General features: G+C 71.5%; 14 protein-coding genes. 7 read left to right on the top strand and 7 right to left on the bottom strand.

What is annotated here, in order from left to right; all coding sequences use genetic code 11:
• Positions 1-145 precede the first annotated feature (145 nt).
• A complete protein-coding gene (hpf, locus tag ACWZEH_RS13200; RefSeq protein ID WP_456198330.1) occupies positions 146-838 on the top strand; it encodes a ribosome hibernation-promoting factor, HPF/YfiA family in 693 nt (230 codons plus the stop codon).
• Positions 839-1,045: 207 nt separating this feature from the next.
• Entirely contained in the window at positions 1,046-1,828 is a 783-nt protein-coding gene (locus ACWZEH_RS13195; protein WP_456198328.1) for a response regulator, read from the top strand.
• Between the two features lie 6 nt (positions 1,829-1,834).
• On the opposite strand, the gene ACWZEH_RS13190 is transcribed toward ACWZEH_RS13195, so the two are convergent.
• Together ACWZEH_RS13190 and ACWZEH_RS13185 are read right to left on the bottom strand one after the other, a co-directional pair.
• Positions 1,835-3,022: a winged helix-turn-helix domain-containing protein gene (locus ACWZEH_RS13190; RefSeq protein ID WP_456198326.1), complete on the bottom strand. Its 1,188-nt coding sequence runs from the start codon at positions 3,020-3,022 to the stop codon at positions 1,835-1,837.
• Between the two features lie 427 nt (positions 3,023-3,449).
• Positions 3,450-4,019: a GNAT family N-acetyltransferase gene (locus ACWZEH_RS13185; protein WP_456198324.1), complete on the bottom strand. Its 570-nt coding sequence runs from the start codon at positions 4,017-4,019 to the stop codon at positions 3,450-3,452.
• Between the two features lie 277 nt (positions 4,020-4,296).
• Here ACWZEH_RS13185 and secA point away from each other — a divergent pair, with 277 nt between their 5' ends.
• Complete coding sequence (gene secA, locus ACWZEH_RS13180; protein ID WP_456198322.1) at positions 4,297-7,134, top strand: preprotein translocase subunit SecA; 2,838 nt, start codon at positions 4,297-4,299, stop codon at positions 7,132-7,134.
• Positions 7,135-7,252: 118 nt separating this feature from the next.
• Here secA and ACWZEH_RS13175 read toward each other — a convergent pair whose 3' ends face one another.
• Positions 7,253-8,032 (bottom strand): Rv3235 family protein, encoded by a 780-nt coding sequence (locus ACWZEH_RS13175; RefSeq protein WP_456198321.1) that lies wholly within the window; start codon positions 8,030-8,032, stop codon positions 7,253-7,255.
• 360 nt (positions 8,033-8,392) lie between these two features.
• On the opposite strand from ACWZEH_RS13175, the gene ACWZEH_RS13170 reads away from it, so the two are divergent.
• From ACWZEH_RS13170 to ACWZEH_RS13160, 3 genes are all read left to right on the top strand, one after another.
• A complete protein-coding gene (locus ACWZEH_RS13170; RefSeq protein WP_456198319.1) occupies positions 8,393-8,908 on the top strand; it encodes a DUF6912 family protein in 516 nt (171 codons plus the stop codon).
• Positions 8,909-9,372: 464 nt separating this feature from the next.
• Positions 9,373-10,038: an HAD family hydrolase gene (locus ACWZEH_RS13165; RefSeq protein ID WP_456198317.1), complete on the top strand. Its 666-nt coding sequence runs from the start codon at positions 9,373-9,375 to the stop codon at positions 10,036-10,038.
• Between the two features lie 508 nt (positions 10,039-10,546).
• The gene (locus tag ACWZEH_RS13160) at positions 10,547-15,475 is read left to right on the top strand and encodes an NAD-glutamate dehydrogenase (protein ID WP_456198316.1); all 4,929 of its coding nucleotides are present in this window, start codon (positions 10,547-10,549) and stop codon (positions 15,473-15,475) included.
• 91 nt (positions 15,476-15,566) lie between these two features.
• On the opposite strand, the gene ACWZEH_RS13155 is transcribed toward ACWZEH_RS13160, so the two are convergent.
• Both ACWZEH_RS13155 and ACWZEH_RS13150 read right to left on the bottom strand, forming a co-directional pair.
• Positions 15,567-16,484 (bottom strand): ABC transporter ATP-binding protein, encoded by a 918-nt coding sequence (locus ACWZEH_RS13155; RefSeq protein WP_456198314.1) that lies wholly within the window; start codon positions 16,482-16,484, stop codon positions 15,567-15,569.
• Entirely contained in the window at positions 16,477-17,403 is a 927-nt protein-coding gene (locus tag ACWZEH_RS13150) for an ABC transporter permease (RefSeq protein WP_456198312.1), read from the bottom strand. The genes ACWZEH_RS13155 and ACWZEH_RS13150 overlap by 8 nt, the downstream gene beginning before the upstream one ends.
• 325 nt (positions 17,404-17,728) lie before the next feature.
• Here ACWZEH_RS13150 and ACWZEH_RS13145 point away from each other — a divergent pair, with 325 nt between their 5' ends.
• Positions 17,729-18,367 (top strand): TetR/AcrR family transcriptional regulator, encoded by a 639-nt coding sequence (locus ACWZEH_RS13145; RefSeq protein ID WP_456198310.1) that lies wholly within the window; start codon positions 17,729-17,731, stop codon positions 18,365-18,367.
• 123 nt (positions 18,368-18,490) lie between these two features.
• Here ACWZEH_RS13145 and galE read toward each other — a convergent pair whose 3' ends face one another.
• Positions 18,491-19,480 carry a UDP-glucose 4-epimerase GalE gene (gene galE / locus ACWZEH_RS13140; protein WP_456198308.1) on the bottom strand — a complete coding sequence of 330 codons (990 nt, stop codon included), beginning with the start codon at positions 19,478-19,480 and terminating at the stop codon, positions 18,491-18,493.
• Positions 19,481-19,570: 90 nt separating this feature from the next.
• Entirely contained in the window at positions 19,571-20,095 is a 525-nt protein-coding gene (locus ACWZEH_RS13135) for a MarR family winged helix-turn-helix transcriptional regulator (RefSeq protein WP_456198306.1), read from the bottom strand.
• Positions 20,096-20,108: the final 13 nt, after the last annotated feature.

Below are 20,108 nucleotides of genomic sequence, written 5' to 3'. Positions count from 1 at the left end.
ATCACCCGGGCCGGTGGACTGGGGATCTCGCTCCTGGGGGAGGAGGTGGAAGTCACCGAGTCAGAGGTTCCGGGGCCGACCGGAGCCTGGTGCAAAAGGGAGACGCTCCGCACCGAGGCGGAGTGATCCGGGAACGGAGTTCTGCGTGGACATCGTCGTCAAGGGCCGCAAGACCGAGGTGCCCGAGCGGTTCCGGAAGCACGTGGCCGAGAAGCTGAAGCTGGAGAAGATCCAGAAGCTCGACGGCAAGGTGATCAGCCTCGACGTCGAGGTGTCCAAGGAGCCCAACCCCCGACAGGCCGACCGCAGTGACCGGGTGGAGATCACGCTCCACTCCCGCGGTCCGGTGATCAGGGCGGAGGCAGCGGCGAGCGACCCGTACGCGGCGCTCGACCTGGCAGCGGAGAAGCTGGACGCCCGACTGCGCAAGCAGCACGACAAGCGTTACTCACGGCGCGGCGCGCGCAGGATCTCGGCAGCGGAGGTGCCCGCCCACGTCCCCGACGCGGCGACACTCGACGGAACGGGGGCGCTGGTCCCCCAGGAGAAGCAGGAAGCCGTCCCCACCAAGAAGATCGGCTCGCTGGAGGTGCAGGGCGAAGGACCCCTCATCGTCCGCGAGAAGACCCACGTGGCCGCCCCCATGACCCTGGATCAGGCGCTCTACGAGATGGAACTGGTCGGGCACGACTTCTATCTGTTCGTCGACTCCGAGACCAAGGAACCCAGTGTCGTCTACCGACGGCACGCCTACGACTACGGCGTGATCCACCTCAGCACGGACACCATGGTCACGCAGCCGCACGCCCCTGGTGCGGGCGGGACGCTCGGCGGCTGACCGAGCCGGGTCGCAGCTGGACCGGTGCCCCTGGTGCGCGCATGTGCGCCCCCAGGGGCACCGGTGTGCGACCACTTCGCACACCGAGCTGTCACCCCCGTGCCGTCCGGGCATGGAATCATGGCGGCAACGGCCCAAACGGTGGGCCGTTGCCTTGGGTTGGCGATGGCTCAGGACCACAGGCCACAGCCTTCAGGGGGAGGAACGATGGCGGACAGCTTCGGACCGATGCGTGGAGAGGACTCCGACGACGGCGACACCGGCGGGGGACCGGACGCGCGCTCCAGGTACGGGGAACCGGCGGGCGAGCCGGCGAAGGAGCCGGAACGGGAGCCGATCAGAGTCCTCGTGGTGGACGACCACGCGCTCTTCCGCCGCGGCCTGGAGATCGTGCTCGCGGCCGAGGAGGACATCCAGGTCGTCGGTGAGGCGGGGGACGGCGCGGAGGCCGTGGAGAAGGCCGCCGACCTGCTGCCGGACATCGTCCTGATGGATGTGCGGATGCCCAAGCGGGGCGGTATCGAGGCGTGCACCTCCATCAAGGAGGTCGCCCCCAGCGCGAAGATCATCATGCTGACGATCAGCGACGAGGAGGCGGATCTCTACGACGCCATCAAGGCGGGCGCGACCGGTTACCTCCTCAAGGAGATCTCCACGGACGAGGTGGCCACCGCCATCCGCGCGGTGGCCGACGGACAGTCGCAGATCAGCCCGTCCATGGCGTCGAAGCTGCTCACCGAGTTCAAGTCGATGATCCAGCGCACCGACGAGCGCCGGCTGGTGCCCGCGCCCCGGCTGACGGACCGTGAACTCGAAGTGCTCAAGCTCGTCGCCACGGGGATGAACAACCGCGACATCGCCAAGGAGTTGTTCATCTCGGAGAACACCGTGAAGAACCATGTGCGCAACATCCTGGAGAAGCTGCAGCTGCACTCCAGGATGGAAGCGGTGGTCTACGCGATGCGGGAGAAGATCCTCGAGATCCGCTGAGCGCAGTCAGGCGAGGGCGCGCGACAGCTCCCGGGTGAGCGGCTCGCGCAGCTTTGGCGACTCGACCCGCTCCACGCGGACGTCCGTGCAGTCCACCCAGCCCGCGGCCTCCACCAGGGCCTGCGCGACGGCCGGCACCGCCTTGGGGCCGTCCAGCGTGAGCTGCCTGGCCACCAGGGTGCGGCCCTCGCGGGCCGGGTCGACGCGGCCGACGAGCCGGCCGCCGGCGAGCACGGGCATCGCGAAATAGCCGTGCACCCGCTTCTGCTTCGGCACGTAGGCCTCCAGGCGGTGGGTGAAGCCGAAGATCCGCTCGGTGCGCGCCCGCTCCCAGACCAGGGAGTCGAACGGGGACAGCAGCGTCGTGCGGTGGCGTCCGCGCGGAGGCGTGGCGAGGGCCTCGGGATCGGCCCAGGCCGGCTTGGACCAGCCCTCGACCGTGACCGGCACCAGACCCGAGTCGGCGATCACCGCGTCGACCTGCTCGCCCTTGAGCCGGTGGTAGTCGGCGAGGTCGGCGCGGGTGCCCACGCCGAGGGACCTGCCGGCCAGGCGGACCAGGCGGCGCAGGCACTCCGCGTCGTCCAGCCCGTCGTGCAGCAGGGTGTCCGGGATCGCGCGCTCGGCGAGGTCGTAGACCCGCTTCCAGCCGCGGCGCTCGACGCACACCACCTCGCCGTACATCAGGGCACGCTCGACGGCGACCTTGGCGCCGGACCAGTCCCACCACTCGCTGGTGCGCTTCGCGCCGCCCAGCTCGGTGGCCGTGAGCGGGCCCTGGGCGCGGAGCTGCCCGACGACCTGGTCGTAGACGCCGTCGGGGAGGTCGTGGTTCCACTGCGGGCGGGCCCGGTAGGCGCGGCGGCGGAAGGCGAAGTGCGGCCACTCCTCGACCGGCAGCAGGCAGGCCGCGTGCGACCAGTACTCGAACGCGCGCGGCGGCTCGGACCCGGCCTTCCAGTACGCGTCCTCGACCGTCGCCCGGCCGACGGCGCCGAGGCGGGCGTAGGGGATCAGTTCGTGGGAGCGGGCGAGGACCGAGATGGTGTCGAGCTGCACCGCGCCCAGGTGACGCAGGACCCCCTGGACACCGGAGCGGCGGTCGGGGGCGCCCAGGAAGCCCTGGGCCCGTAGGGCGATGCGGCGGGCCTCGGCCGCCGAGAGGTCCGTGGACGGACGAGGGAGGATCGTCATACGTCCGCACGATAGAGGGCGGCACTGACACGACGGCCGGGCAGCAGGCCGCCGCGGGGCTTGCCGGTCCGGCAGGCCGTGGTTCTCGGCAGGAACCGCAGGACAGTTCATCGAGGAACAGGCTTCGGGGGTGCCGGTGGCCGGCCCGGGGACGAGCCGGGGCGGAGGCCGGGCCGAGGGCCGGGAGTGGCGCCGGGAGGGGACGGAGGCCGGCGGGGGAGGGTCTCGGCCGAACCCGGACACGTCGCCCGGTACGTACGGGGCCGGTACGACGGGCTCGTTGCCCGGCGGGTCGACGAGAGGGCGGCGAAGGCCCCGTGGACGGCCTGTCCGCCGACGTCGCCGACGAGGGCCCGGGGGGCCGAGTTCGGCCTCGTGGCCGGAGCCGCGGGACGGGCCGGAGGGCGGTCCTGGGCCCGGTGGGCCGTTACTCCGCGGCGGGCAGGTACGGGGCCGTCGCCGCGAGGCCCAGGTCGGACGGGAGGAGGGAGCCGATCCAGCAGTCGCGCAGCACCCCCTTGTTGTTGAGCGCGGAGCGCAGGGTCCCCTCGACGACGAAGCCCGCCCGTTCCGCCACCGCGCGGGAGGCCCGGTTGCCGACCTCGGCGCGCCATTCCACGCGGTCGACGGAGATCTTCGTGAAGGCCCACCGCGAAACGGCGACCGCCGCCTCGGTGACGTAGCCGCGACCGCGGTGCTCCTTGACGCCCCAGTAGCCGATCTCCGTCACACCCAGGGACCGCATGGTGATGCCGAGCATGCCGGTGAGCTCACCGGAGGGGAGGAACGCGCCGAAGGTGAACATCGAACCGTTCGCCCAGCCGTCCGGGGTCATCTCCTGCGTGAAGCCCCGCGCGTGCTCGGGAAGGTACGGGGAGGGAACCGTGGTCCAGCGCTGGATGTCGGGGTCCTGGCAGGCGGCGTACACGGCGTCGGTGTCCTGCGGGCCGACCGCACGCAGCAGGAGACGGTCCGTGGTGAGGGTGACGGGGTCCATCGGCCGATTCTGCTCACGGAGGAGAGAGCGGCGCCAACCCTTTGCCGTACGTGAGGAAATGATCACCCTTCGCACAATTCGACGGGTGGGGCGGCACCATTCGCAGCGGCCGGACGTTCTTCCTTCGAAGCAGCCGTGAAACAGATATGACGCTGTGCGCGGTCACCGTCACGGCAGGCCTCCCGGCGTGGTGGGGTCCTCGCATACGATGGCCGTTGCTCAGCAGTGAAACGGAAACCGACCGTCCCAGGCCCGACCGGCAAGGAGACCACCCCCCGTGTCCGTCCTCTCCAAGATCATGCGTGCAGGCGAAGGCAAGATCCTGCGCAAGCTGCACCGCATCGCGGGCCAGGTCAACTCCATCGAAGAGGACTTCGCCGACCTCTCCGACGCCGAGCTGCGGGCCCTCACCGATGAGTACAAGCAGCGGTATGCCGACGGTGAGAGCCTGGACGACCTGCTCCCCGAAGCCTTCGCCACCGTCCGTGAGGCCGCCAAGCGCGTCCTGGGCCAGCGGCACTACGACGTGCAGATCATGGGCGGCGCCGCCCTGCACATGGGATACGTGGCCGAGATGAAGACCGGTGAGGGCAAGACCCTCGTCGGCACGCTGCCGGCGTATCTGAACGCCCTGTCGGGCAAGGGCGTCCACATCATCACGGTCAACGACTACCTGGCCGAGCGCGACTCCGAGATGATGGGCCGCGTCCACAAGTTCCTGGGCCTGGAGGTCGGCTGCATCCTGGCCAACATGACTCCGGCCCAGCGTCGCGAGCAGTACAGCTACGACATCACCTACGGCACGAACAACGAGTTCGGCTTCGACTACCTGCGCGACAACATGGCGTGGTCGAAGGAGGAACTGGTCCAGCGCGGCCACAACTTCGCCATCGTCGACGAGGTCGACTCGATCCTCATCGACGAGGCCCGCACGCCGCTGATCATCTCCGGCCCGGCCGACCAGGCCACCAAGTGGTACGGCGACTTCGCCAAGCTGGTCAAGCGTCTCAAGCGCGGCGAGGCCGGCAACCCGCTCAAGGGCATCGAGGAGACCGGCGACTACGAGGTCGACGAGAAGAAGCGCACGGTCGCCATCCACGAGTCCGGAGTCGCCAAGGTCGAGGACTGGCTGGGCATCGACAACCTCTACGAGTCGGTCAACACCCCGCTGGTGGGCTACCTGAACAACGCCATCAAGGCGAAGGAGCTCTTCAAGGGCGACAAGGACTACGTGATCATCGACGACGAGGTCATGATCGTCGACGAGCACACCGGCCGTATCCTCGCGGGCCGCCGCTACAACGAGGGCATGCACCAGGCGATCGAGGCGAAGGAGGGGGTGCCGATCAAGGACGAGAACCAGACGCTCGCCACCATCACCCTCCAGAACTTCTTCCGCCTCTACAAGCGCCGCGACCAGGACGACAAGGAACAGCCGGGCCTGTCCGGCATGACCGGTACGGCGATGACCGAGGCCGCCGAGTTCCACCAGATCTACAAGCTCGGCGTGGTCCCCATCCCGACCAACCGGGACATGGTCCGCATGGACCAGGCGGACCTGATCTACCGCACCGAGGTCGCCAAGTTCGAGGCCGTCGTCGACGACATCGAGGAGAAGCACGGCAAGGGTCAGCCGATCCTGGTCGGCACCACCTCGGTGGAGAAGTCCGAGTACCTCTCGCAGCAGCTCAGCAAGCGCGGCATCCAGCACGAGGTGCTGAACGCCAAGCACCACGACCGTGAGGCGACGATCGTCGCCCAGGCCGGCCGCAGGGGCGCCGTCACCGTCGCGACCAACATGGCCGGCCGTGGTACGGACATCAAGCTGGGCGGCAACCCCGAGGACCTCGCCGAGGCGGAGCTGCGCCAGCGCGGCCTCGACCCCGAGGAGCACATCGAGGAGTGGGCGCACGCCCTGCCGGAGGCGCTCGCGCGGGCCGAGGACGCGGTCAAGGCGGAGAAGGAGGAGGTCGAGCGGCTCGGCGGGCTCTACGTGCTCGGCACCGAGCGCCACGAGTCGCGGCGGATCGACAACCAGCTGCGCGGCCGTTCCGGCCGTCAGGGCGACCCCGGCGAGTCCCGCTTCTACCTCTCGCTCGGAGACGACCTGATGCGCCTGTTCAAGGCCCAGATGGTCGAGCGCGTGATGTCCATGGCGAACGTGCCGGACGACGTGCCGATCGAGAACAAGATGGTCACGCGCGCGATCGCGTCGGCCCAGTCGCAGGTCGAGACGCAGAACTTCGAGACCCGTAAGAACGTCCTGAAGTACGACGAGGTCCTCAACCGCCAGCGCGAGGTCATCTACGGCGAGCGGCGCCGTGTCCTGGAGGGCGAGGACCTGCAGGAGCAGATCCACCACTTCATGGACGACACCATCGACGCCTACGTCCAGGCGGAGACGGCCGAGGGCTTCCCCGAGGACTGGGACCTGGACCGGCTGTGGGGCGCCTTCAAGCAGCTCTACCCGGTCAGGATCACGGTCGAGGAGCTGGAGGAGGAGGCCGGCGACCGGGCCGGTCTGACGGCGGAGTACATCGGCGACACGGTCAAGGACGACATCCGCGAGCAGTACGAGCAGCGTGAGGCGCAGCTCGGCTCGGAGATCATGCGTGAGCTGGAGCGCCGGGTCGTGCTGTCGGTCCTGGACCGCAAGTGGCGCGAGCACCTCTACGAGATGGACTACCTCCAGGAGGGCATCGGCCTGCGCGCGATGGCGCAGAAGGATCCCCTGGTCGAGTACCAGCGCGAGGGCTTCGACATGTTCACCGCGATGATGGACGGCATCAAGGAGGAGTCCGTCGGCTACCTGTTCAACCTGGAGGTCCAGGTCGAGCAGCAGGTCGAGGAGGTCCCGGTCGAGGACGCCAGGCCGGAGCCGGTGGCGCAGGACGCGGTGCCCGCGCAGGCGGGTGCCCGGCCGGAGATCCGCGCCAAGGGGCTCGACGCCCCGCAGCGGCGGAACCTGCACTTCTCCGCGCCGACGGTGGACGGCGAGGGCGGCACCGTCGAGGGCGAGTTCGCCGAGGACGAGCCGGTGCGCTCCGAGGCCGACGGCCTCACGCGCGCCGAGCGCCGCAAGCAGGCGCGGGGCGGACGCCGCCGCAAGAAGTGACCGCGGCTCCACCAAAGGCGTGAGCCACCGGTGGAGAGACGGGCCGAGGCCGAGGGCCGGGCACCCCAGGGGTGCCCGGCCCTCGGGCGTCGTAGGGGCCCGGTGGGGCGTACGGGGCTCAGCGGCCGTGCGGGTGGGGCGGGCGGGGGCCGCCCAGCTCCACGGCGGTGCAGCGCCAGCGCAGGTCGTCGCCCTGTTCGAGGCGGAAGGCCATGGCCCGCAGCCTGTCGCCCGCGCCGATCCGGGCGAACACCTCGAGGGCACCCTCGCGGGGGACGTAGTAGCCGATGTCGCGCACGACCGGACGGGTACCGCGGGTGCGCAGCGGACCGCGCTCGGCGAGGTCCGCCAGCTCGTCGTAGGCGCGGCCCGCGGTGTGCCGGAGCATGGAGTGGACGGGCCGCTGACCGCTCAGGACGGCGAGGAGCAGCTCGGCGAAGTGGTCGGTGGGGCGGGGCTGCGGGACGGGCCGGCGGGGGGTCTGGGCGGGCACCCGGGGTGCGGCGGGAGCCGGCTCCGGCACGGGGCCGGCGACCGGCGCGGGGGCGGCGGCGAGGTGCGGCGGCCGGGGCGTGGCGGGGCGCGGAGCGCGGGCGGAGACGGCCCGCACGGCGCGCACGGACGCTTCCTGCGCGGGGGCTGCGGGCAGTGCCGGACGACGAGGGCGTTTGGGTGTCGCCGGGGCTGTCGTGGCGAAGGACGGCGGGCGGTTGTCGGCGGGGCGGGTGGAGGTGGCGCGGGGCGGGGGAGAGGGGCGGTCCTCGCCGTGCGGAGGGGCGGGGGCGGTGCCTCCCGCGGGGATGCGCGGCGGGGTGGTGCCGGCCGGGCGGCGCGTGTCGCGGCGGCCGGGAGGACGCGTGCCGGTGCGGCGCTGAGCCCTGGTCATGACCTTGTTCATGGGACCCCGTTCAACGGGCCGGGCGGCGCCGCCGGCCGGGGGACCGGGGCGATACCAGGCAGTAACTTCGTGGTGGTGATCTTCTACGGGGCGACGGAGGGCGGCGGCAAGGAGCCGTGAGCCGTGTCGGGGCGGCCGGAGGATTCACTTATCCGAGTGAACGGCACCCGGTCGACCCTGTACGGGAGCGGGCGTACCGGGTGAATTCCGGGCCCGGAGTGGACGCCCTCGAGGGGGTGGGCAGCAACCCGATGGGGGACGCCCGCACGTATCCTGAGGGCCCACCTGGCCGGATGCGGCCGCCCCCCCCAGAGGTGTCCCGCGATCCCCGGCGGACCCCCGACCACGAAAGCGGCCGACATGCGCGTCTACGTCCCCCTGACCCTCTCCGGTCTCGCCGAGGCGTACCGGACGGGAGAGCTGGGCGCGAGGCCGTTCCCCGCCTACGGTGTGACGCCCGCGCTGCGCGAGTGGTACCGCTCCGAGGACCTCGAGGAACTGGAGTACGCGGCGCTGGGCCGTGCCGCGCTGGCCTCGCTGCGGCTGCTGACGGCGGACGCCGGCGCCCCGCGGCGCCGGGTCGTGGTCGCCGTGGACGTACCCGACCGGGCGGTCTCGGCCGACCCCGCCGGCCCCGGTGAGCTGCGGGTCGACGGGGCCGTGCGGCTGGGCCGTGCGGCGGCGGTGCACGTGGACGCGCCGGACGCGGAGCCGGACGTGGCGTCCGCCGCGCGGGCCCTGCCCGCGGCGGACGCCGGGGACGCCGACGCACAGTCCGCCGTGGACGGGGCGGAGGACCACGAACTGCTGTGGTACGCCACACAGGAGATCCCGAACCTGGTGGGGCCGACGGCCCAGGGCCCGTCGCGAAAGTGACGCCGCGCGGCCGCCCTTCGGGCGACGACGCCGCTTCCGCGACAGGCCCTGGGCGCGACACCGGGGGCGGGCCCGTGCGGGCGGTGGAGCGCGCCGGCGGGGCCACGGGGGACCCGTGCGGTCCCGCGGCTCCCGGGTGGACCGCGGCCCGGCGGTTGTCCAGGGCTCGGGGCGGCCCGAGGGCCCGGGGCCGGTGCGACCGGCCCTGCGGTGGCGGAGTGCGTGGGCCGTCCGGTGGCCCGTCCTGGGAGCCGGGAAGGGCGGGAGCCGGCGCACCGGGCCGGCGTCGCCCGGGCCACCTGCCCGAAGGGTCCCGGGGGCGTGCGGGCCGGTGTCCTCGCGCGGACGCCCGCCGGGCGAAACACGGGGTTCGCCGTCGGGTTCGTCGCCGTGCCCGTGGTCGTCGGATACGGCGGCGACCTGCCGTTCTCCCCGTTGTCGGTGGCGGCGGGTACTTTCCTTCCATGGGGATGCACAGGGACGCGCACATCGTCTGGGACTGGAACGGCACGCTGTTCCACGACGTCGACGCGGTCATCGGGGCGACGAACGCGGCCTTCGCCGAGCTGGGTCTGGAGTCGCTCACGCTGGAGCGGTACCGGGAGCTGTACTGCGTGCCGGTGCCGAAGTTCTACGAGCGGCTGATGGGGCGGCTGCCCACCGAGACCGAGTGGGAGCTGATGGACGCGACCTTCCACCGGTACTACACCGAGCACCGGGTGCGGTGCGCGCTCGCCGAGGGGGCGGCGGAGCTGCTGGCCGGATGGACGTCGGCGGGGCGCAGCCAGTCGATCCTCAGCATGTACGGACACGAGGACCTGGTGCCCCTGGTCCGGGGCTTCGGCATCGAGCCGCACTTCATACGCGTCGACGGGCGGACCGGGCCGTCGGGTGGCGGCAAGTCCGAGCACATGGTGCGGCACCTCGGCGCGCTGACCGGCGTGGACCCGTCGCGCACGGTGGTGATCGGCGACGCCGCCGACGACGCGCTGGCCGCGCGGCACGTGGGGGCGTCAGCCGTGCTCTACACCGGCGGCTCGCACAGCAGAGCGAGCCTCGAGGCGGTGGGGGTGCCGGTGGTGGACACGCTGGCGGAGGCCGTCGAGGAAGCGGAACGCCTGGCGAGCTGAACCGGGTGCCAAGCGCCACGGTGAAGGGCGGACGGCGGGCGGGAAGCGGACGGCGGGCGACCCGGTGACACCGGGTGCGCACTGTGCAGAACGTCAAAGTTCCGCCCCCTGTTTTGTACACATACGGCTCATGACGGGCCCCCCGCGGGGGGCGATAGCCTGGGTGGCGTGATCAGCGCGATAGCTCGCGGGGGCCTCGCCGTCCCCGCTGTGCGCCCGGCGAGCACGGACGACATCCGTGGCCGGGCGGCGCTCGCTGGTCCTCGCGGGCGGGACGGGACCCGGCGGGTCCCCGGGACGCGCCGCATCCCCCGGGTTCACACGCCGCGGAGAGCAGCGTCACACCCGTCGGGCGCGTCGAAATGGGCAGAGAAGCCCCCGCTCGTCTCATCCCGCGGCATAGCGTCGGTACGGAGCGGACACCCCGCCACGTACCACCGCACCGCGGGCGCAGAAACCGTACTTCCTTCTACGTCACGCAACGGCGCGCGACAGGAGCCAGAGGACAATGCAGACCAAGCTGGACGAAGCAAAGGCCGAGCTGCTCGAAAAGGCTGCCCGGGTAGCTGAGAACAGCCCGGCCGGGGGGAAACTGCCGACCGGGACGACGGACAAGGGCATGCCCGACCGGGACACCGTGCTCGCGTTCCTCCAGCGCTACTACCTGCACACCGCCCCGGAGGACCTTGTCGGCCGCGACCCGGTCGACGTCTTCGGAGCCGCCGTCTCCCACTTCCGGCTGGCCGGGAACCGTCCCCAGGGCACGGCCAGTGTCCGGGTCCACACCCCGACCGTGGAGGAGAACGGCTGGACGTGCAGCCACTCCGTCGTCGAGGTGGTCACCGACGACATGCCCTTCCTCGTGGACTCCGTCACCAACGAGCTGACCCGCCAGGGCCGCGGCATCCACGTCGTCATCCACCCGCAGGTGGTGGTGCGCCGCGACCTCACCGGCAAGCTGATCGAGGTGCACGCCGAACCCGCTGGGGGCGAGCTGCCGCACGACGCCCACGTCGAGTCCTGGATCCACGTCGAGACCGACCGGGAGACCGACCGCGGGGACCTCAAGCAGATCACCGTCGACCTGCTGCGCGTCCTGTCCGACGTCCGTGAGGCCGTCGAGGACTGGGGCAAGATGCGCCAGGCGGCGACCCTGCTGGCCGACGGCCTGCCCGGCGAACCCGTCCCCGCCGACGTGCCGGGCGGTCAGGTGGAGGAGGCCCGGGAGCTGCTGCGCTGGCTCGCCGACGACCACTTCACCTTCCTCGGCTACCGCGAGTACCAGTTGCGCGACGACGACTCGCTGGTCGCCGTCCCCGGCACCGGCCTCGGCATACTGCGCTCCGACCCGCACCACCTCACCGACGACGGCCACCCGGTCAGCCCCTCCTTCGAGCGACTGCCCGCCGACGCCCGCGCCAAGGCGCGCGAGCACAAGCTGCTCGTCCTGACCAAGGCCAACAGCCGGGCCACCGTGCACCGGCCGTCCTACCTGGACTACATCGGCGTCAAGAAGTTCGACGCGGACGGCAACGTCGTCGGCGAGCGCCGCTTCCTCGGCCTGTTCTCCTCCGCCGCCTACACCGAGTCCGTCCGCCGGGTCCCGGTGATCCGCCGCAAGGTCGAGGAGGTCCTCGAGCGCGCCGGCTTCTCGCCGCACAGCCACGACGGACGCGACCTGCTGCAGATCCTGGAGACCTACCCGCGCGACGAGCTCTTCCAGACCCCGGCCGACGAGCTCCGGGCCATCGCCACCTCGGTGCTCTACCTCCAGGAGCGCCGCCGCCTCAGGCTCTACCTGCGCCAGGACGAGTACGGGCGCTACTACTCCGCCCTCGTCTACCTCCCGCGCGACCGCTACACCACCGGTGTGCGGCTGAGGATCATCGACATCCTCAAGGAGGAGCTCGGCGGCATCAGTGTCGACTTCACCGCCTGGAACACCGAGTCGATCCTCTCCCGGCTGCACTTCGTGGTCCGCGTCCCGCAGGGCACCGAGCTGCCCCAGCTCTCCGACCACGACCGCGAGCGCATCGAGACCCGGCTCGTCGAGGCCGCCCGCTCCTGGGCCGACGGCTTCGGTGAGGCCCTCACCGCCGAACTGGGCGAGGAGCGCGCCGCCGAACTGCTGCGCCGCTACTCGGGCGCCTTCGCCGAGGGGTACAAGGCCGACCACACCCCACGCGGCGCCGTCGCCGACCTGGTACGGCTCGAACAGCTCGACGACGAGAAGAACTTCGAGCTCAGCCTGTACGAGCCGGTGGGCGCGGCCCCCGAGGAGCGCCGCTTCAAGATCTACCGCAAGGGTGAGGCCGTCTCCCTCTCCGCCGTGCTGCCCGTGCTCCAGCGGCTCGGCGTCGAGGTCGTCGACGAGCGGCCCTACGAGCTGCGCTGCTCCGACCGCAGCGTGGCCTGGATCTACGACTTCGGGCTGCGGCTGCCCAAGGCCCCCGGCGGCGCCGACTACCCCGGCGACGACGCCCGTGAGCGGTTCCAGGACGCCTTCGCGGCGACCTGGACCGGCAAGGCGGAGAACGACGGCTTCAACACCCTCGTGCTGAGCGCCGGGCTGACCTGGCGGCAGGCGACGGTGCTGCGCGCGTACGCCAAGTACCTGCGCCAGGCGGGCTCCACCTTCAGCCAGGACTACATGGAGGACACCCTCCGCAACAACGTCCACACCACCCGGCTGCTCGTCTCCCTCTTCGAGGCGCGGATGGCACCGGAGCGGCAGGGCGCCGGGTTCGAGCTGGTGGACGCGCTGCTGGAGGAGCTCGACGCCGCCCTCGACCAGGTCGCCTCGCTCGACGAGGACCGCATCCTGCGCTCCTTCCTCACGGTGATCAAGGCGACGCTGCGCACCAACTTCTTCCAAAGGACGAGCGGCGGCCGCCCGCACGACTACGTCTCCATGAAGTTCGACCCGCAGGCCATGCCCGACCTGCCCGCGCCGCGTCCGGCGTTCGAGATCTGGGTGTACTCGCCGCGGGTCGAGGGCGTGCACCTGCGGTTCGGCAAGGTCGCGCGCGGCGGCCTGCGCTGGTCGGACCGCCGGGAGGACTTCCGCACCGAGATCCTGGGCCTGGTCAAGGCACAGATGGTGAAGAACACCGTCATCGTGCCGGTCGGCGCCAAGGGCGGCTTCGTCGCCAAGCAGCTGCCGGACCCGTCCGTGGACCGTGACGCCTGGATGGCCGAGGGCGTCGCCGCGTACAGGACGTTCATCTCGGCGCTGCTCGACATCACCGACAACATGGTGGCCGGCGCGGTCGTGCCCCCGGCGGACGTCGTCCGGCACGACGGGGACGACACCTATCTCGTCGTCGCGGCGGACAAGGGCACCGCCAAGTTCTCCGACACCGCCAACGAGGTGGCCGAGGCCTACGACTTCTGGCTCGGCGACGCCTTCGCCTCCGGCGGCAGCGCCGGATACGACCACAAGGGCATGGGCATCACGGCCCGCGGCGCCTGGGAGTCCGTCAAGCGCCACTTCCGGGAACTGGGCGTGGACACCCAGAGCCAGGACTTCACGGTCGTCGGCATCGGCGACATGTCCGGCGACGTGTTCGGCAACGGCATGCTGCTCAGCGAGCACATCCGGCTGGTCGCCGCCTTCGACCACCGGCACATCTTCATCGACCCCACCCCGGACGCGGCCGTCGGCCACGCCGAGCGCCGCCGCCTGTTCGACCTGCCGCGCAGTTCCTGGGAGGACTACGACACCGGTCTGCTGTCGGCCGGCGGTGGCGTGTTCCCGCGCAGCGCCAAGTCCATCCCGGTCAACGCGCAGATCCGCGAGGCGCTCGGCATCGAGTCCGGGGTCACCAAGATGACCCCGGCGGACCTGATGAAGGCGATCCTCAAGGCGCCGGTGGACCTGTTGTGGAACGGAGGCATCGGCACGTACGTCAAGGCGGCGAGCGAGTCCAACGCCGACGTCGGCGACAAGGCCAACGACCCCATCCGCGTCGACGGCGGGGACCTGCGGGTCGACGTCGTCGGTGAAGGCGGCAACCTGGGCATGACCCAGCTCGGCCGGATCGAGTTCGCGCTGCACGGCGGCCGGATCAACACCGACGCCATCGACAACAGCGCCGGCGTGGACACCTCCGACCACGAGGTGAACATCAAGATCCTGCTCAACACCCTGGTCGCGGACGGCGACATGACGGTCAAGCAGCGCAACAAGCTGCTCGCCTCGATGACCGACGAGGTCGGCGGGATGGTGCTGCGCGCCAACTACGCGCAGAACACCGCCATCGCCAACGCCCTGGCCCAGTCCAAGGACATGCTCCACGCCCAGCAGCGCTTCATGAAGCACCTGGTGCGCGAGGGCCACCTCGACCGGGCCCTGGAGTTCCTGCCCGCCGACCGCCAGATCCGCGAGCGGCTGAGCGCCGGGCAGGGCCTGACCGGTCCGGAGACGGCCGTGCTGATGGCGTACACGAAGATCACGGTCGCCGACGAGCTGCTGCGCACCTCACTGCCCGACGACCCGTACCTCAAGGTGTTGCTGCACTCCTACTTCCCGGCCCCGCTGCGCGAGCAGTTCCCCGACCGGATCGACGCGCACCCGCTGCGCCGCGAGATCACCACGACCGTCCTGGTCAACGACACGGTCAACACGGGCGGTACGACGTATCTGCACCGGATGCGGGAGGAGACCGGCGCCTCGCTGGAGGAGATCGTCCGGGCCCAGACCGCGGCCCGCGCGATCTTCCGTGCCGCCATGGTGTGGGACGGGGTCGAGGCCCTCGACACGTTGGTCGCGGCGGACGTACAGACCCGGATCAGGCTGCACTCGCGCCGGCTGGTGGAGCGCGGCACGCGCTGGCTGCTGAACAACCGGCCGCAGCCGCTGGAGCTCGAGGAGACGGTGACGTTCTTCGCCGAGCGCGTCGAGCTGGTCTGGTCGCAGCTGCCGAAGCTGCTGCGCGGTGCGGACCTGAAGTGGTTCCAGAAGATCCACGACGAGCTGACGGGTGTCGGCGTCCCGTCGGAACTCGCCACCCGTGTGGCCGGGTTCTCCTCCGCGTTCGCGGCGATCGACATCGTCTCGGTGGCCGACCGTATGGGCAAGGAGCCGCTGGACGTCGCCGAGGTGTACTACGACCTCGCGGACCGGCTGTCCATCACCCAGCTGATGGACAGGATCAGCGAACTGCCCCGCGCCGACCGCTGGCAGTCCATGGCCCGCGCGGCGATCCGAGAGGACCTGTACGCGGCGCACTCGGCGCTCACGGCCGACGTGCTCGCGGCGGGCGACGGCACGGCGACACCGGAGCAGCGGTTCAAGGTGTGGGAGGCGAAGAACGAGGCCATCATCAGCCGGGCCCGCACCACCCTGGAGGAGATCCAGAGCTCGGACACCTTCGACCTGGCGAACCTGTCGGTGGCGATGCGGACGATGCGGACGCTGCTGCGCTCGCACTCGTAAGGCGGCACGCGCCCGCCCACGGCTCACAACCCGCAGGGGCGCCCCGGACCATCGTGTCCGGGGCGCCCCTGCGGCGTTGCGGTGCCGGTGCTCAGGCGGGCTTCGAAACGGGCTGGGAGTCCGGCTTCGGCTCGGTCTCCGGCTTCGGTTTCAACTCCGTCTCCGTCTCCGTCTTCGGTTTCGGCTTCGGCTTCGGTTTCGGGGTGGGCCTGCGGGCCTTGTCCGGGCCGCCGGTGAACTTCTCGTACTCCTTGAGGACCTCGTCCGTCGGGCCGTCCATGCGCAGTTCTCCCCGCTCCAGCCACAGCACGCGGTCGCAGGTGTCGCGGATGGACTTGTTGCTGTGGCTGACCAGGAACACCGTCCCGGCGTGTTGGCGCAGCTCGCGGATGCGGGCCTCGGAGCGCTTCTGGAAGGAGCGGTCGCCGGTGGCCAGCGCCTCGTCGACGAGGAGGACGTCGTGGTCCTTGGCCGCCGCGATGGAGAAACGGAGCCGGGCGGCCATGCCGGAGGAGTAGGTGCGCATCGGCAGGGTGATGAAGTCGCCCTTCTCGTTGATGCCGGAGAAGTCGACGATCTCCTGGTACCGCTCCCGGACCTGCTCGCGGGACATGCCCATCGCGAGCCCGCCCAGCATGACGTTGCGCTCGCCGGTGAGGTCGCTCATCAGGGCCGCGTTGACGCCGAGGAGGGAGGGCTGGCCGTCGGTGTAGATCCGGCCGTTCTCCACCGGGAGCAGTCCGGCGACGGCCTTGAGCAGGGTCGACTTGCCCGAGCCGTTGGTGCCGATGAGGCCGATGGCCTCGCCCCGGTAGGCGACGAAGGACACGTTCCGCACCGCGTGGACCTTGCGCACGCCGGACGCCTTCTCGGTCTTGCGGCGGCGCACGATGCGGTTGAGGGCGGCGGTGGCGCTGCCACGCCCGGCGCCGGTGCCGTTGACCCGGTAGACGATGTCGACGCCGTCGGCGACGACGGTGGGGATCTTCTCGTCGGTGTTGTCAGCCACGGCCGTAGGTCTCCTCAGCCTTCCAGAAGTACACGAAGCCGATCACGCCGGCCAACAGCGCCCAGCCCACCGCGAACGCCCACACGTGCGGCGGCAGGTACGAGGAGCCGTAGCCGTCGATCAGCGCGAAGCGGACCAGGTCCATGTAGACCGCGGCGGGGTTCAGCTGCAGGACGTCGGCGAGCCAGTGGGGGACGTCCTTGTCGGCGAGCATCGCCGGGATGCTGAACATGACGCCCGAGGCGTACATCCAGGTCCGCAGCACGAACGGCATCAGCTGGGCCAGATCGGGGGTCCTGCTGCCCAGGCGCGCGAAGACCAGCGCGAGGCCGGTGTTGAAGACGAACTGGAGCAGCAGCGCGGGGACGACCAGCAGCCAGGACAGCGCGGGCATGCTGCCGAACGCCATCACCACGACGACCAGGACGACCATCGAGTACAGCAGCTGCTGCAGCTGCTGCAGCGCGAAGGAGACGGGCAGCGAGGCCCGCGGGAAGTGCAGGGCCCGCACCAGGCCGAGGTTGCCGGAGATGGCCCGCACCCCGGCGAGGACCGAGCTCTGCGTGAACGTGAACACGAACACGCCCGTCACCAGGAACGGGACGTAGACCTCGCTCGGGATGCCCCGGCGGGCACCCAGCAGCAGGCCGAAGATGAAGAAGTACACGGCCGCGTTCAGCAGCGGCGTGGCCACCTGCCACAGCTGGCCGAGCTTGGCCTGGCTGTACTGCGCGGTCAGCTTCGCCCGGGAGAAGGCGAGGATGAAGTGCCGGCGCGCCCACAGCTCGCGGACGTAGGCGGGCAGGGTGGGGCGGGCGCCGCTGACCGTGAGGCCGTGGCGGGCGGCGAGGGCGGGGAGGTCGTCCTCGGCGGCCGGGTGGACCGGTGCGGGAGGCGGTGTGTGGAGGACCTGACTCACATCCGCTGCTTTCGCTAGGGGGGTGGGGGAGACGGTGGAGTGGTGCGGTGCCGGGTTCCGGCCGGTGTTTCCCTGCGCGTCGTCGCGCGTTCACCTACGTCGGGACGGCACCGTATCGTCGCAACGCGAGCGTAGGCCGAACGCACGTCGGAACGCAACCGTTTCGTCGTGGCGGCCCAGGGTCCGGCCCGTCCTCTCCCGGCCCGCCCTCTCCCGGGCCCGGCCAGGCCCGTTCCGGGCCCGGGGCGGGCCGCCCCCGTGCCTGTCCGTGCCGGATCGGTGTACGTGCCGTCGTCAGAACGGGTCCGTATCGTCGTCGCGCCCTATGCTGGTCCGCATGACGACGAACGCCGAGGAGCCCCAGCCGCCTCCGCGCCGCAGGGCTCCCGCCGGGGCGGCCGTACTGCGCGAGGACGTGACGGAGGCGATCCGGGCGGCCGTCTTCGAGGAACTCGCGGCCGTCGGCTACGCGCGGATGTCCATCGAGGGCATCGCGCGCCGCGCGGGCGTCGGCAAGACCGCCGTGTACCGTCGCTGGCGCTCCAAACTGCACCTGGTCCTGGACCTGGTCTCGGCGATCGCCGTGCAGGGCCTGCCCGCGCCGGACACCGGCTCCCTGGAGGGTGACCTGCGGCTGCTGTACGAGGTCACCTCACGCGCCCTGCGCCATCCCGTCGCCTCGCAGGTCCTCCCCGACCTCCAGGCCGAGGCCGCCCGCAACCCCGACATCGCCGAGGCGCTGCAGAAGGCGCTGCGGGAGGGCCAGGACGGGGTCGCCAAGGGTGTCGTCACGGCGGCGCAGGAGCGGGGCGAGGTGCGCCCCGGCGTCGACCACGCCCTGGCCCTCGACCTGATCTCGGGCCCGCTGTACTGGCGCTCGGTCATCATCCGCAACCCGAAACTCCCGAAGGGCTACCTGGCAGCCCTGGCGAGGGCGACGACCGCGGCGCTCAGGGCGCTGTAGGTGGGTTCAGCCGCACAGCCGCCGGGCGAGGAGGGGGGCGCCCAGGGCGTCGCCGACGGCGGAACCGACGACGGCGCCCACGGCGCGTTCGGAGGGTGTCGGGGCAGAGGGCATCGGCGCGGGTCAGCCGCGTCCCGCCGCCGGGTGCAGGCGCTGCCAGCCGGACCAGGCCGAGGTGATCATGTCGTCGACGCCGTGGCGGGCCTTCCAGCCGAGTTCGGTGGCGGCGCGGTCGGAGGAGGCGACGACGCTCGCCGGGTCGCCGGGGCGGCGGGGGGCGATCGTGGGCTGGAGGTCGTGGCCGGTGAGGGCGTTGATGCGGTCGATCATGCCCCGGACCGAGACGCCCTCGCCGCGGCCGATGTTGAGGGTGAGGTCCCGGCCGGGTGCGGTGCGCAGGGCGCGTGCCGCGGCCACGTGCGCCTCGGCCAGGTCGACGACGTGGATGTAGTCGCGGACGCAGGTGCCGTCCGGGGTCGGATAGTCCTCGCCGAACACCCGCGGGGGCTCGTTCGCGGTCAGCTTCTCGAAGACCATGGGAACGAGGTTGAAGACGCCCGTGTCGGCGAGTTCCGGGCGCGCGGCGCCCGCCACGTTGAAGTAGCGCAGGGAGGCCGTGGACAGGCCTGTCGCCCGGCCCGTGGCGCGGACCAGCCACTCGCCGGCCAGCTTCGTCTCACCGTAGGGGGACATCGGCAGGCAGGGGGTGTCCTCGGTGACCAGCTCGGCGCCGGAGGGCGGCGTGCCGTACACCGCCGCCGACGACGAGAACACGAAGGACGACACCGCGTCCGCCGCCGTCACCGCCTCCAGCAGGACGCGCAGGCCCTCGACGTTCTCCCGGTAGTAGTGCAGGGGCAGTTCCACCGACTCGCCGACCTGCTTCTTCGCCGCCAGGTGCACGACGCCGGTGACCTCGTGGTCGGCGAGGGCGCGCGCCACCCGCTCGCCGTCCAGGACCGAACCGACCACCAGCGGTATGCCGTCCGGCACGCGGTCGGGGATGCCGGCGGACAGGTCGTCGTACACCACCGTCCGTTCCCCCGCCTCGGTCATCGCGCGTACGACGTGCGCCCCGATGTAACCGGCGCCGCCGGTGATCAACCAGGTCATGTGCGGCCGTCCCCTCGTCGTTGGCCCCGTGGCGGTGCGGTGGGTGGTCGGTCTCCACCGTGCGTCCGGTCCCCGCCGTAGGTCAGGATCCTAGGCTCCGTTCGCCGCCGCCGCGTCCAGTGCGGTGGTGAGCCGGTCCAGACGGGCCCTCAGTTCCTCGATCTCGTCGAACCCGGAACCGGTCGCGGTGGCGATCCGGCGCGGGACGTCGAGGGCCCGCTCGCGCAGCGCGACGCCTTCCCCGGTGGGCCGCACCTCCACCGAGCGCTCGTCGCGCGCGCTGCGCTCCCTGCGGACCAGGCCGGCCGCCTCCAGCCGCTTGAGCAGCGGGGACAGCGTGCCGGAGTCGAGCCGCAGGTGCTCGCCGAGCGTCTTGACGGGCAGCGTGCCGTGCTCCCAGAGGGCCAGCATCACCAGGTACTGCGGGTAGGTGAGGCCGAGGTCCTTGAGGACCACGCGGTACACGCCGTTGAAGGCGCGCGAGGCGGACTGCAGGGAGAAGCAGATCTGCTGGTCGAGGCGGAGCCAGTCGCCGGCGGGCCCGGGCGTCCGGGCGGCCGGCTCCGGAGCCGGTCCGGGGTTCGGGGTCGGTCCGGGGTTCGGGGTCGGTGTCATGGCTCCAGGGTAG

Source organism: Streptomyces yamdrokensis, assembly GCF_053890455.1.
Note: the sequence above shows the minus strand (reverse complement) of the source record. Positions and strands in the feature narration are given on the sequence as shown.

What these genes read in the sequence shown, in the direction of transcription:
- galE (WP_456198308.1), bottom strand. Translation starts at nt 19,480, where the DNA reads ATGACCTGGTTGATCACCGGCGGCGCCGGTTACATCGGGGCGCACGTC.
- ACWZEH_RS13135 (WP_456198306.1), bottom strand. Translation starts at nt 20,095, where the DNA reads ATGACACCGACCCCGAACCCCGGACCGACCCCGAACCCCGGACCGGCT.
- ACWZEH_RS13145 (WP_456198310.1), top strand. Translation starts at nt 17,729, where the DNA reads ATGCTGGTCCGCATGACGACGAACGCCGAGGAGCCCCAGCCGCCTCCG.
- ACWZEH_RS13190 (WP_456198326.1), bottom strand. Translation starts at nt 3,022, where the DNA reads ATGACGATCCTCCCTCGTCCGTCCACGGACCTCTCGGCGGCCGAGGCC.
- ACWZEH_RS13160 (WP_456198316.1), top strand. Translation starts at nt 10,547, where the DNA reads ATGCAGACCAAGCTGGACGAAGCAAAGGCCGAGCTGCTCGAAAAGGCT.
- ACWZEH_RS13165 (WP_456198317.1), top strand. Translation starts at nt 9,373, where the DNA reads ATGGGGATGCACAGGGACGCGCACATCGTCTGGGACTGGAACGGCACG.
- ACWZEH_RS13185 (WP_456198324.1), bottom strand. Translation starts at nt 4,019, where the DNA reads ATGGACCCCGTCACCCTCACCACGGACCGTCTCCTGCTGCGTGCGGTC.
- ACWZEH_RS13175 (WP_456198321.1), bottom strand. Translation starts at nt 8,032, where the DNA reads ATGAACAAGGTCATGACCAGGGCTCAGCGCCGCACCGGCACGCGTCCT.
- ACWZEH_RS13170 (WP_456198319.1), top strand. Translation starts at nt 8,393, where the DNA reads ATGCGCGTCTACGTCCCCCTGACCCTCTCCGGTCTCGCCGAGGCGTAC.
- ACWZEH_RS13195 (WP_456198328.1), top strand. Translation starts at nt 1,046, where the DNA reads ATGGCGGACAGCTTCGGACCGATGCGTGGAGAGGACTCCGACGACGGC.